The sequence below is a fragment of the Mucilaginibacter sp. L196 genome (assembly GCF_009765905.1).
Lineage (GTDB): Bacteria > Bacteroidota > Bacteroidia > Sphingobacteriales > Sphingobacteriaceae > Mucilaginibacter.
This window is the reverse complement of sequence record NZ_LMUO01000019.1, coordinates 394,541-408,317: the sequence shown is the minus strand read 5'-3', so window position 1 is coordinate 408,317 and position 13,777 is coordinate 394,541. Positions and strand designations below refer to the sequence as shown.

General features: G+C 38.7%; 8 protein-coding genes and 1 pseudogene. 1 reads left to right on the top strand and 8 read right to left on the bottom strand.

Translation table 11 applies throughout. The annotated features are described in order from the left end of the window. Positions 1 to 190: 190 nt before the first annotated feature. Complete coding sequence (locus GSQ74_RS18225) at positions 191 to 1,990, top strand: alpha-L-fucosidase (RefSeq protein ID WP_158995649.1); 1,800 nt, start codon at positions 191 to 193, stop codon at positions 1,988 to 1,990. A 167-nt stretch (positions 1,991 to 2,157) separates the two neighbouring features. On the opposite strand, the gene GSQ74_RS18220 is transcribed toward GSQ74_RS18225, so the two are convergent. The 8 genes and pseudogenes from GSQ74_RS18220 to GSQ74_RS18185 all read right to left on the bottom strand — a co-directional run. Next, positions 2,158 to 3,351, bottom strand: coding sequence for a DUF4998 domain-containing protein (locus tag GSQ74_RS18220; protein WP_158995648.1), 1,194 nt, complete (start codon positions 3,349 to 3,351; stop codon positions 2,158 to 2,160). A 96-nt stretch (positions 3,352 to 3,447) separates the two neighbouring features. Then, complete coding sequence (locus tag GSQ74_RS18215) at positions 3,448 to 4,653, bottom strand: DUF5000 domain-containing lipoprotein (RefSeq protein ID WP_158995647.1); 1,206 nt, start codon at positions 4,651 to 4,653, stop codon at positions 3,448 to 3,450. Positions 4,654 to 4,697: 44 nt separating this feature from the next. Next, a complete protein-coding gene (locus tag GSQ74_RS18210; RefSeq protein ID WP_216846778.1) occupies positions 4,698 to 6,689 on the bottom strand; it encodes a RagB/SusD family nutrient uptake outer membrane protein in 1,992 nt (663 codons plus the stop codon). A gap of 25 nt (positions 6,690 to 6,714) precedes the next feature. Next, complete coding sequence (locus GSQ74_RS18205; RefSeq protein WP_158995646.1) at positions 6,715 to 10,164, bottom strand: TonB-dependent receptor; 3,450 nt, start codon at positions 10,162 to 10,164, stop codon at positions 6,715 to 6,717. 327 nt (positions 10,165 to 10,491) lie between these two features. Next, a complete protein-coding gene (locus GSQ74_RS18200; RefSeq protein ID WP_158995645.1) occupies positions 10,492 to 11,679 on the bottom strand; it encodes a FecR family protein in 1,188 nt (395 codons plus the stop codon). Between the two features lie 107 nt (positions 11,680 to 11,786). Continuing rightward, positions 11,787 to 12,386 (bottom strand): RNA polymerase sigma-70 factor, encoded by a 600-nt coding sequence (locus tag GSQ74_RS18195; protein ID WP_158995644.1) that lies wholly within the window; start codon positions 12,384 to 12,386, stop codon positions 11,787 to 11,789. A gap of 283 nt (positions 12,387 to 12,669) precedes the next feature. Beyond that, on the bottom strand, positions 12,670 to 12,963 hold the full coding sequence (locus tag GSQ74_RS18190) for a hypothetical protein (protein ID WP_216846777.1): 294 nt from the start codon (positions 12,961 to 12,963) through the stop codon (positions 12,670 to 12,672). A 345-nt stretch (positions 12,964 to 13,308) separates the two neighbouring features. Beyond that, positions 13,309 to 13,777 (bottom strand): annotated as a pseudogene (locus GSQ74_RS18185) (hypothetical protein); the annotation flags it as partial.

Genomic DNA, 13,777 nt, shown 5'->3' with positions numbered 1-13,777 from the left:
ATCGGAATTACTGTTTAATTGGTAGGCTAAAATTAAAACACAAAACGTTTTCGCCTATCCTGCACTGTCCTGTACCCGGTGGAAGTGGATAGATACAGGACAGTGCAGGATAGGCGAAAACCGTTGTTCAGCGTATATTTGATGTATTAGTTTCCAGATAACTAAAATATAAACCATTTATATCCTGCCAGTGAGATCGATTCATAAAACTCAACAATTGCTCATCAGCTGCTGCCTGCTGAGCCTGATGCTTTGCTTTTTGACCAATTGTAAGTCGCAAAAACTGTTATCGTCACAAGGCTTTGCCCCAAAAGGCGGAAATTTGCCTATTCTTGAACTGCCTCCACCTGCGCCAATGCCGAAAATCCCCGACCCGCTGCCGGTTAATTCGGTAGCACTTGGTGATACTGCAGGCGTAAAGGAAGTTAAGATGGATTTCCCCATGGCATCGGGGCCGTTTCAACCTACTTGGAAATCTATCGGCGAAAATTATCAGGAAAGTGCCATTAGCTGGTTACGCGAAGCTAAGTTTGGCATCTGGGTACACTTCGGGCCGCAGTCTGCCGGTATGAGCGGCGATTGGTTTGCCCGTAAAATGTATATTAAAGGTACAACCGCTTATGAAAATCACCTCAAAAAATACGGCTCCCCGGTAGATTCGGGCTACAAAGAAGTGCTTCGCGACTGGAATCCCAGGAAACTCAATCCTGAGAAATATGTTAAACTTTACCATCGTATTGGCGCAAGGTTCCTGCTTATACAAGGTGTCCATCATGACAATTTTGATTTGTGGGATTCAAAATACCAACCCTGGAATGCTGTGAACATCGGCCCGCATAAAGACTTGCTTGCTTTGTGGGCAAAAGCGGCAAAGAAAGAAGGTATGCATTTTGGTATCGCCTTTCATCACGAGTATAGCTGGTGGTGGTTTCAATCTGCATTCCGAACTGACAGCGCCGACAGAATGTTTGATGGCCGCCTTACGTTAGCGGATGGCAAGGGCAAATGGTGGGAAGGCTATGATCCAAAGCTGCTTTACGGTATTAACCTGAGGGAGTATAAAGGTATGGACGAATTTCAATATCGCCCGGATGAAGGTATTTTCACCAGGCATCTCGATTATGCAAAATGGTACGCAGACCGCTGGGCCTTGCGGATATTGGATGCGGTTAATAAATACGATCCCGATTTCATTTATACCGATGGCGACAGTTCTCAACCATTTAGTGGATGGAGAACTGGCACAGGCTTCAAATCCGACGCCGATGAACGCATGATCGCGTCGTACTTTAACCTCGAATTGGCACGTCATGGCAAGCAGGATGTATTTAGTATCACCAAGTTTTTTCCTGCCGGGCAAAAAGGAATTGTGACGACGTTTGAGGGGCGTTACCCCCGTACAATCAAAACAGATCAACCATGGCTCGGTGAGAATGCTGTCGGTGACTGGTTTTATAGACCAGATATTATCTACGATGCGCGATTTGTGATCCATTGCCTTTTAGAGTATGTGTGCAGAGACGGGGCTTACGCAGTGAACATACCAATTAGGCCGGATGGTTCACTGGAACCGGCTTGTATAGAAATGCTTAATGACATCGGAGATTGGATGAAAGTGAACGGCAGCGCCATATACGGCAGTAAAGCATGGGTTAAAGAAGGTGAAGGGAAAGATGGAAAAATCCACATGATACCTGCCGGTAGTTTGAGCGCTAAACAAGCAGCATTTCAATACGAACCTGAAGATATTCGTTTTACCGTGGGTAAAGACGGCAAATTGAATGTATTTACAATGATGGTTCCTCCATCAGGTTCAAAAATCACCGTACATTCTTTGAAAAAGGGCGGGGATTATGATAAACCTATTTCGTCTGTAAAACTGCTGGGGTACAATGGTAATATCCAGTGGTCACAAACCGAAGATGGATTGATCATCACTCTTCCTGCTACGGATAAATTTAAAACGGCTCTCTGTTTTTCGATCAACTGATGGCTGATAACAAAAGTTATTTTTAGCAACTTTCTATCTCCCCGGTTGTTAAAAAATTGCTGTTAATCAGATAGATATTTTTTTTAACACTTTGGTTAATTTAATAAACACCAAGTAAACAAACTAAATTAGTTTGCCTACCTGGTGTTGGTGTGTATATTAAGTTTTTAGTTTTTAATAAGTTGAACAGACGTAACTGCCCAATATTGGTTACCTGTTGTCATGGTGGCTAAAAAGCCTAAAGAAACCGCTCCCTGCTGTGTTACGGTAAACGGAAGGTTTAGATTTTGAAAACCAGTGTACGCCAAGGAACTTGAAATATTACTTACGTCAGGAAGGGTGGCTCCCGTTGCCACCACAATATAAACCGGATCAATCGATCCATTAGTAGCTATTACAATTTGAAAAATATAGTTTCCTGCCGGGAGGGTAGTGGTTTGATAAATTTTCCCATTTTGAATAGCGGCTGTTCCGCTCCATCCCATTTCCATAACCAATGACCCTCCATTGTCATTAGCATACCCCCCATATCCCCAATGATTTATAACACTCGGGCTTGTAATCCAGCCAGCTAGCGTCCCCCACCTGCCACCACTATTATCAAAAGTTGCACTTTTAAAAGGGTTACCTGTATTTGTTAAATAAAGGCTGGTTACATCAGCTTTTACGCTGTGAGTTTGATATGCAACGTAAAATGTATCAATTGCTGTAGGATTGGGCAGGTATGATGTACGATAGCTAATAGTATTACCTACTTTAAAATTTGGTAATGATGTTGTTAAGCCCGTTGGAACAGATGTAACCAGCGTATCATGTGCTTTACCGTTATTATCTGAATACTTGATTTCCATATTTATTATACCTGCAGCTGTATTCACATCAGCCCAGGTGATCAATGCTGAACCGTCGGACTGTATTCCGGCATCCACTATTGCCCTATTTGTGAGAGAACTTTGATATAAGTCCCCATATACATTTGCTGAAAGAGTTACAGGAATAGAGATATGGCCCTGCGCGTCATAAGTTCTTATCTCAAAACTCATAAGCCCTTCGGGCAAATTGGGGATAATTACTTTAGCTGTATCTACGCTATTTGTTCGTTTAACAGGTACTTCTATTGAATCTTGCCTGCTGTTCCAAAATACCTTGTATTTTACAATTGATGGATCGGCGGTAAAAAGCCCTGTAATCTTCACTCTGTTTTTTCCGGAGAAAGCCTGCACAGAATCCAATTTCGCAGGGTAAATTATCGCTCCCCCTTTCATATATATATTTTTATAATTATCCATTTTAGTGCAGGCGCTTATTATTAACACCAGCAATGTAACTATATAGCAAACTGTAATTTTATACCGTTTCATTTGTTTAATTATTTAATTATCATTTATCAATAAAATCAGTAATACTAAATGCTTCTCCATCTACTTTTAAACTGTCATATGGAAATTCCGCAATTACTAATTACCCCATAGTGTAAACTCACATATACTCATAAAGTAAGATCCCTGCCAGTTCTGCAAGTTTCTTATCCGTACATAGCGGTAAGCGGATTGCCCTACAGGAAAATCAAATGGCCAGCCATTAGTTGCCAAGGTAATATCAGCTGCGGTTTCAGTACCATAAGGAGATCCGGATGGTTTTACCACATCACAGGTTAATAATTTAGTCCAGGTGGCATCATAAGCACCACTTGCATTTGGGTTATTAGATCCCCAAATTTCAAAACTCTGTGGATCACCTTTAACATAATACCCATACCCCGGTTCATAAAAAGGATTCATTAGTAACCGGCTAAATTTGTGTGCTGCTCCCAAATCTATAGTTATTGTTTGCGGAGTGATGGAAGTTTCTACAGTAAAAAAAACATCGGGCCAGGCGCCATTAAAGTTACCATCCCACATATTTTTTGCGTCAGTAGTGCCCGGAGAAAGAATCGTACAATCATTTGGCAATGGAAAGTAGCTCCAGGCAGATTTTGGCAACATCTGTTCAAATAAAGGTGTAAGTGTTACAAATAATGTATCCGAATAATTTAGCCATCTGTCTCTTACCACGAAAGCATATTTCCTTGTTATTGCAGGCAGTCCTCTCACTTCGCTTGTGATAACAGGGCTGTTGCTATATATAATATCAATTGTTTGCTCCCATTTCCCATTACCCGCAGTATCTACCAAAGGAATAATGTCTAAGTTTTCTTGTGTAGGATTATTACAAGTAAGATTAAACCCGCCAAAAGTAGCCTCAACACTCAGCGATCTGCGAGCCAAATTAATAGCCGGTGTTAAAGGGTTTACAGTTACAGTAACCGGGGCCGAAGCTACTTCGCTGGAGTTTACAGCATACAATTGCACTGTATGCGCTAAAGTATCTCCAAATCCAACTACGGTTAGGGTATTGGTGTAATGAGACGCTTTTACCTCAGCGGTATGCCCAGATGATGTTTGATAAACCGCTTTCACGTAAAGCAGGTCATTATTTCCTGGCAATGAGTAAGTTAATGTTGCCTTTCCATTTAGGTTCACTACAGTTACGTTAGATACAACACCTGGCGGATTTGTATCTGTAATCTCCGCTTTGTTTAATATATCCTGTTTACAACCTATTGCAATTATTATTAAATAGAAAGTCATACACAAAAGACACCTTAGTTTTATTGTTTTCATTTTTTTAATATTTTGTGATTTAAAATATATGTCAACTGGTATTTTTACCAGTTAGGATTCTGTACTAGATTTGGATTCACAAGTAAATCCTGATCTTCTATTGGCCATAAATAGTCGCGCGGAGTAACAAAAAATCTCGTATTAAGCGTAATTTCACGGTAATATAGGTCAGGGGTTTTTCCACTTACAGTCCAACCTGTTACATTGCCTGCAAGTTCCTGAGCGGCCGTTTTCCATCGTAACAAATCCCAGTAGCGTTGACCTTCAAAACAAAGCTCAATGCTTCGCTCCCTTTGAATGATGACCCGCATACCAGCCTGGGTTGTATATTTAGTGGGGTTTGTACTAAAATTTCCCCACGAAGTTTGTACTGATTGTAAACCTGCCCTTGCTCTTACCTGATTAACGTAGTTATATACATCGGAACCGGGTCCTTGTGCTTCATTTAAAGCTTCGGCATATAACAGATATATATCAGCGAGGCGTATTTCGGGCCATGGATAATTAACACTTTGATAAGGGTTGTTATACTCGAAATGCCAATTAAGAACCTTTTTCATATACATGCCCGACGGAGTTACTGTTCCGCCTGTACTTATTTCAGTATTACGAAGCATCAAATAAAATGTATTTTCGTCGGTTAGTGACGGGCTGTTAGCCATATACCAAATACCCCTGTCAAAGCCTAAATCCGCATAATATCTGGGTTCTCTGTCAAAATTTAACCTTGCTGTTGTTTCACCTTCTTTAATATTAAACCGCTCAGCATGGGTTGCCACCCGTAGTGTAGCTATATTGGTAAAATCAAGCGTTTTATCCTCATCAATCGGAACACCATTTTGAGTGTAAAACATTTTCGCCATTTTTATAGTAGGTCCTATTAAGGGGTCACCCTGAGCTCCAGATCCGTAATTAAAATCAAATTCGCCTTTACCGGCCATCTGTATAAAATTGGTATTATTGTTTGTTGTTAATCCCCATATTAATTCACTGTTCCATGGTTCGCTCATTGCGTTTCTAATACTCATTTCCGTCATCGTAGTGTCGCTAAGATGATTTGTTTGTGCAGGGAAAGTATATAGCTTAATATTTGCTGTGGCGCATAAATCTATAGCCGCTTTACATGCGGCGGCGGCCCGCTGCCATTTGGCTACACTGTACGAAGGATTAAAGAGTGCCACACCATCTGCATTTTTGAAAGAACTGTAGTCGGAATTGCCATTAAATAAAGGACTTGCCGCTGTTGCTAATAATCGTGCTTTTAAGCTTAAAGCGATGGGACTTGTAATACGCCCCAATTCATTAGTTGTATTGGTTATGGTTAAAGGCAGCTTGGCGGCAGCAACATCAAGCAAATTTGAGATGTAATTCACCACACTATCTACTGATTGACGCTTAACATGCATCTGATCTAATGAAGCGCTAATTGGTAAATTTTTATCAATTATAGGAATTGGACCATAAGCCCTAAACATCATAAAATGATAATATGCTTTAAGAAACTGAACTTCGGCAATCCATCTGGTCCTGGTGTCAATATCAAGGTCGGGTACTTCGCTTGGGTTGCTCACATTATCCAAAAACACATTACAATCCCTTATTGCTTTATAATTTGCATTTGCCCCCCGCGTACCGTCCATATAGTTAGCTATCGGATTTGACGTATTCTGTCCGCCGAAGTCTAGTTGCATTACATCGCTAATATTTACTAGAGAAGGGTCGTTATCCGTAAAAAAAACCTCATCGCCAGCCGATATACCTGGATTAAATGTGGGATTTTCGTTGTTTGGTATGTAAGAATAACAGGTAAACAAATATTTTTCGGCCTCTATTTTTGATGCGAAAGCATTAGCTATTGTAGCCACATTATCAGGCACTACATTCAAATATGATTTTTTGCAGGAAGTGCCAAACAGTGGTGAAAGTATAAATATGAAAATTATACCACACCTGGGCCGGCCAAACAATACCCTATGTTTTTTGTAACCGAACAGCATTTTCTCAATGCCGTTACTATTAGTTTTATTACAGTTCATATAACTTAATTTTTTTTATTAAAACTTAAAATCCTATCATTATACCTATATTGAATACCTTTTGCACTGGATATCCCAATCCTGAAGCCCCCATTTCTGGGTCCCATAGTTTAAATACACTCATGGTTAATAAATTTGTGCCATTTACATAAACACGCCCGCTGCGTAAACCCAGTTTCTTTAAAAGTGGATCAGGAACATTATACCCGATTTCTGCTGATTTTAATCGTATAAAAGATCCGTCTTCCAACCACCAGGTTGATGCTTGGCTATTATTTGCGTTAATGTTAGGATCTAACCGTGGCCAGAAAGCGTATGAGTTTTGGTTGGCTTCGGACCAATGGCTATCAGCAATAGCCTTTAGTAAGCCATTCTGGCTGCCTCCATTAAGATAAAAAGGGGTAATATTGGCTGGGTTAATAAGAAATGATGATCTGGCTGAGCCTTGAAAAAACGAACTAATATCAAAGTTTTTGTACCCTATCGAGAAGCCAAACCCATATATAATTTCGGGTGTAGTGGGATAACCGATAGGCACAATATCCTCATTGGTAATTTTTCCATCTCCATTTATATCCCTGTATTTAATATCTCCGCCCAGAACGTTGCCAAATTGCGCAGGAGAATTATTAACCTCCTGTTGATCAATAAACAGTCTTTCTGCAACAAGGCCATATATCTGATCAGCTGAGTTACCTATCTGCGATAAATATTTTTCGTTCGCCGGATATTGAGGTTCCAAATCTGCTATCACCTTGCTCACTTGATAAGTAAAGGTTCCGCGTGTTTGTATCCATAAAGAATTGTTAAATGATTTAGAGTAATTTAAAGTAACCTCTGCACCCTTACCGTAATTAATACCGGTATTGGACTGAAGATTTGCCTGCAGCCCCATAGACGAAGGTATGGTAGTTGTTATATCGCCTGTCAACAATATATTACTGACATATTTTTGGTATGCATCTACCGATATAGTCAAGTCATGAAAAAGCGTCAAATCCAATCCAATATTGGTTTGTTTTGTTAGTTCCCATGTGATGTTATCGTTTTCATATTGGCTTGTAGATACTGTAGGCCTGCTGTAAGTAAAATTTGTACCAAAGTTTCCGGTAGACCCGCCATTTAAATTCACATTTGATAAATAGAAGAAACGCTCGTTTGCGGTACCAATATTATCGTTACCTGACAAGCCATACGTAAACCTAAACTTAAGCTGATTAATGGTACCTAGGAATGGTTTAAAGAATTTTTCGTTAGATACTATCCATCCGCCTCCAATTGAAGGAAAGAAACCAAACCGGTGATTGGCTGCAAAACGCTCAGAACCTGTATACCCGAAATCATATTCAAACAAGTAACGATTATCATATCCATACGTAAACCTACCTGAAACCCCTTCGTTACGCGCCGGTAAAGACGTTACTAAATCTGGGGCGTTGCCTGTCACATAATCACTGATTGTTCCAATCAACAAACCACCTACACTATGTACTTTATTAAACACCCTGGAATAATTAATAGCTGCTTCTCCATAAGTATTGCTATTAACAGTAGCGGCTCCGGGATTGTAAGTCAGATATTCTGTTGGTGTTACACCCGGGGCCCCGGCCAACCCTGTATTAAGCTGGGTTAAACCGGTAAATACCCCGTTTATTGAGTTAGCCTGGTAGTAATAAGGACTAACGCTACGGGAAACTGAGAAATCTGCATATCGTGTTGTGTAGGCCATCATCCGGGCAGACAAACCTGGCGTAATAGCATCAAGCTTTTGCTTTAAACTGAACTGTGCTGTTAATGTGCTTGTGGTTTCTGCTTGATAACCCGAAAGAGATTCTGCATAAGGGTTGTTATATAAATTGCTACTGGTTCCAATAAACGCGTTTCCAAACAACGGGTGATTTGAGTACGGTAATAAACTGGCAGGATAAACAGCAGGAAAAGCTACAGGATTGCTCCATAAAGCATCATTATATACAGCCGTGCCGCCACCAATAGGGCCAGAATAATCATCAAATTGCCCCTTAAGGCTTATAAGTGCCTCTGTTGTTTTTGTGAGACTTAAAGTAACATTTGACAAAAGAGAATATGATTGCAGCTTAATGTTGTTACTGAACCCATTTAGGGAGTTATCTTTCAAATTGCCATTATCAAGGTTATACGTCATTGCTATATAATACTTTGACTTATCTGTACCTCCGCTGGCATTCAAATTAACTCTTTCATTATTAGTTTGATTTTTTATTAATTCCTGTATCCAATTATTATTAGGGTACAATAATGGGTTATCCCCATTAGCCGTATGATCAATTTTATTTTGAGAATATGGCAATGAAGCAAGCGGATTTCTTGTAAGTGCAGCCTCATTGGCAAGTGTCATGTAGGTAATATTATCCGCTAACCCAATATTCTTGGTATTGGCAGACGTGGAATTCTCTATTCGGAAATTTAATTTCATTTTTCCAACTATCCCTGTCTTGGTATTTATCAATATAACACCATTTGCACCTCTTGCGCCATATACCGATGTGGCGGTCGCATCCTTAAGTATTGAGAAACCTGCAATATCATCGGGTTGCAATCTGGCAAGATCAGTAGCAGTAGATTCAATCCCATCAATTAAAATAAGAGGGGTACTGTTTGTTGAACCAATATTCCTGATAAAAAACGAGGCATTGTCTTTGCCAGGCTCACCACTCCGCTGATAGGAAATGATCCCGGCTAATTGCCCTGCCAACATGGTAGTAAGGTTGCTGGTAGGGCCTTTCAAATCTTTTGGATCAATAGTCGTAATGGCACTAATCATCGTTGTTTTCTTCTGGGTACCATAAGCTACTACCGCTATTTCGTCCAGATTACTTTCTTTTGCTACCATTTTCACATTAATAACTGTTCGCCCGTTTACCGCTATTCCCTGGGTATCAAAGCCTACGTAGGTAAACACAAGCGTATCTTTTACACCCTGTATATTTATCGTATACTTCCCATCTACATCTGTAACAGTACCACCTAGTGAACCTTTCAACTTAATTGATACACCAACAAGCGTCTCGCCTTTTTCATCGGTTACAATTCCTTGTACTTTCTGGATATTGGAAAAGGTATTAACAGCTTTAATTTCCTCATTACGTTTTAGAACAATCGTTTGCTGAAAAATTTTGTAAGTAATATGTTCGTTTTTAAGGCACTCATTAAGTGCTTCTTCAATACTTACATTACTTACTTCAATATTTATTTTTTCAGTTCCGGACAAATTGAGCTTGTCATAGAGAAAATGATAGCCGCTTTGCTTTTCAATTGATCGTAAAACGCCCTCAATAGATGTGTTTTTTTCATGAATTGTTATATTTTGGCTATAACCTTTGGCCGTTACATGCACAAGGGTTACAACTAATAAAAAAGCAGCTATTCTCATAACCAATAATATTTTGGATAGTGCACGCCATATCACAGGCGTGCCATTAGAATTAAAATTCATATTTTTGTAATGTTTGGGTTAAACGTTAGCTTTTAATTACTAGAATGTGATTGTTGGGCAACCCAGATATTAGCCGGGAAAGCGCGGCAAACGTTTCCCGGTTTTTTCTTTAAGTACGGCTTATAAACTTTAAGCTGAGTTTTATAAATTGTAGCTGATTGCCCTTTGATATTTATTGGAGGTTTCGTATTTTTCTTCTCATTTTAGGGTGTTTTAGGTGAACAATTGGTTAGTTATTAATTGGTTGTTGTATTAAGGTTGGATATTCTCTTCCTATGTTGTTTATATTAACAAGTAATGGTCCTATCCATTAATTATCATTGCATTTCAATTTGTTATAATGATATTTTTTCCCTCTATTCTGGAATTAAGTCCTGTATATTTTAACATATTTAATAATTCAGAGGCTTTAACATTGCGCGAAATTTTACCGGTATATTGCCTCGCACAAATTTTGCCCTCGTAACTTATAGTTACATTATACCATCTGCCCAACTGGCGCATAATAGATTCAACATCAGCATCTTTAAACTGAAATAATCCATTTTTCCAGGCAGTTTCCTCATTCACATCCACATCATCGGTTACCTGTAGCTGCCCTTTTTCATTCAATAAAGCTTGTTCTCCGGGTTTTAAAATATCGCTGGTTTTTCCACTTGTTATTTTTACTGAACCTTCAAGCAGCGTTGTTTTCATTAAAGTTTCATCATCATAGGCCATTATATTGAAATGGGTTCCCAAAACTTCAACTTCTGCTCTGTTTGATTTTACTATAAAAGGCATTGAAGCATTTTTAGCCACTTCAAAATATGCTTCTCCTGTAATTTCAACCAGTCTTTTTTTTCCATTAAAAAAAGTAGGGTATTTTATGGAAGATGCTGCATTAAGCCAAACTTTGCTACCATCGGGCAGTACTACCTGATACTGCCCCCCACGGGGTGTTGAAATGGTATTGGTTACCGGAGTTGCAGCCTGCTCATTAGGATCAGCGCTGTAAACAAGTTGCCCATTTTTAGTTTTATTAATTATGCTGTTACCTTGTTTTGCTAAAACACCATTATGGGCAGTATCCAATATAATGGATGAACCATTTGCCAGTGTTAATGTCGCTTTGTTGCCTCCTGGCATAACATCATGTAATAACTTTGCTGTAATTATTTGAGGTTTGTTCACCTTGTTTTGCAGGTAGAACCCAATGCCTATAAAAAAGAGAACAGCTGCAGCCGTTGCAAATTTTCGCCATACAAACATTTTCTTTATAGGTAGCGTATTAAACACTTTGTTTTTAGCGGTTCTGGTATGCAATATCCTATTAAGTATATCCTCGCTCTGTGAGGGGTCAAATAGAGGTTTTGTAACTTGCAAATCGTCCCATGCCTGCCGAATGAAAAAAGTTAATTGCTCATCATCAGATGTTTGCAACAACTTAAATAATTCATCTACCTCATCTTGAGTAGCTGTTTTCTCAAAATAAAGATTAAATAAATAAATCAGCCTTGTATCTATTCTATTCATAGCAATACATTTAATACCTTAATTTTTGAGGTTTATAATGGCTTGGCAGCCTTACGATAGATAAGACACAAGGAGGGGTAAAAAAGGGGGTATTGATTTAAAAAAAATCAGAAAAGTAATAAAAGGGCAAACAAAATCATGGTTTTATCCATGTTTGCATGTACATGAGTTGTTATTGAGGCAATTGCAATCTGGAGGTATTTTTTGACGGTTTCGCGTGAGAGGCTTAGTTGTTTGGCTATTTCTGCATATTTAAGATGTTCGTGACGACTAAGCAAATAAACCTTTTGCTGTTGCGGAGGTAAATGATCAATAGCTTCATCCAACAAGCCATAATATCTGTCAGCTTTTTCTTCTTCAGTTATTGTAAATCCGTTTATAGAACTTTCTTCCCATTCTTGCTGATATGCGCGTTCATTTATAAGTTTCCTTAAACAATTTAAAGCATGATTTTTAGAAACCACAAAAAGATAAGCTTTGAAATTTCTTACACCGGTTAACGTTTCACGGTTCTCCCATATTTTTAGAAATACATCTTGTACTATTTCTTCAGATAGTTCCATAGAATCAGTTAAACGGAAAATGTATGTACCTAACTGATGATTGTATGTTGTAAATAATTGCCGGAATGCATCCTCATTACTCAGCGCTACCTGCTGTAAAAGTTCACATTCTGGAAAAGCGTCAAAATCGGGTATTACAGGCATTAATTAGATTGGTTCATAAAGCTTGATGTATTAATGCATAGCACAGGCTTCACGTTGTGGTTTTCACTCAACTTGAAAAGTAAAACTGGTCAATTACCCTTCCAGACTATAACGATCCGAAAATACAATGTTGAAAAAAAAAAGAAAGGGGGGTACGGGATCAAAGAGGGGGGATAACTCGATCAAATGCATATTATCCATCTGTTTTTTAATGCATAATCAGAATTACATAAGAATTATCAGTAATGAATCAATCAGGCTGTTATTAATTAACTCAAGGTTCTTAATTATGCATATTCCTTAATAAGGCGGCGTTCACACTGTCTTTTCTTGTTGCATTTGATTTTCGATAAACCTTTAAGAATATCTTGTCAGTTTCCATTAATTTATCCTCAATCTCATAATTCGTATAAGCAGAATCTGCAAATATTTCGCTTTCAGCAGGGAGTTCCAAAGGCAACTTCTTTAAGGCCAATGAATCATGTTCACTACCAGCAACAAAGCCAAACTCAACCGGAATACCGTCTTTTAGTATAGATATTCCGGAGCCATTGAACACCTTAGTCCGAAAATTCAAAAAAGCGCTCCCGGCTCTTTCCGGGATGCGCCTATCTAATTAACTATTAAACTAATTTATAAAGAACAAAGAGTGTTTTTAGCCCCCGTAACGGCGGTTCTTTGATGTTTGCATGATTACGGCAAATACAAACACCATGATAAATATATAACCTAAGGTAATTGCATTCATCTCTGATCTTTTCTCTTGTATTTGAAAGTAAACAGACCATCAAGCTCATCTTTTCCTTTCATTCGATTGCTGATCATTTTTATAATAACAACTATCGCAATTAAGGAAGTCAGAGATATCCCAATAAAAAATATGATATCCATAAAACAATAGGTATTTACTATAATGACGAATTTATTTAACACTAAGCGCCTCTATAATTCTATCATTCAAATCCAATAAGTGGCTTCTGGTCATTTCATCTTTAACAAATGGAAGATCCGCTTTGATCAACTTTTGCTGGTAATGTAATTGTGATTTGATTACTGATGACATATCACTGGATTGAGATTTTAATGGCGCATTATCTAATTGCGAGGGTGGCCCATTTGGACTATCCGCAGCGCCCAAATAAGGCATTACTGCAGAAGGCTTAATTATACTGATCAAATTTTCAACATAGCTTTTTTGCAGGTTACGCCTGTAAACATCTATAGGCTGGTGGGTATACAGTTCCTTATCAATCGCATGGTTCAAGTCCTTAAAAAACTCAGTAATGGTATAAACATCTTTATCACCGCTTGCCTCTGCCTCAATCATCCTGGTCATACGGTATTTTCCAATTAAATATTGTATCACTCCTTCCTGGCGTTCAGCTGTGATG

Coding starts and splice junctions, on each gene's coding strand:
- GSQ74_RS18205 (WP_158995646.1), bottom strand. CDS start 10,164: ATGAATTTTAATTCTAATGGCACGCCTGTGATATGGCGTGCACTATCC.
- GSQ74_RS18220 (WP_158995648.1), bottom strand. CDS start 3,351: ATGAAACGGTATAAAATTACAGTTTGCTATATAGTTACATTGCTGGTG.
- GSQ74_RS18215 (WP_158995647.1), bottom strand. CDS start 4,653: ATGAAAACAATAAAACTAAGGTGTCTTTTGTGTATGACTTTCTATTTA.
- GSQ74_RS18200 (WP_158995645.1), bottom strand. CDS start 11,679: ATGAATAGAATAGATACAAGGCTGATTTATTTATTTAATCTTTATTTT.
- GSQ74_RS18195 (WP_158995644.1), bottom strand. CDS start 12,386: ATGCCTGTAATACCCGATTTTGACGCTTTTCCAGAATGTGAACTTTTA.
- GSQ74_RS18210 (WP_216846778.1), bottom strand. CDS start 6,689: ATGAACTGTAATAAAACTAATAGTAACGGCATTGAGAAAATGCTGTTC.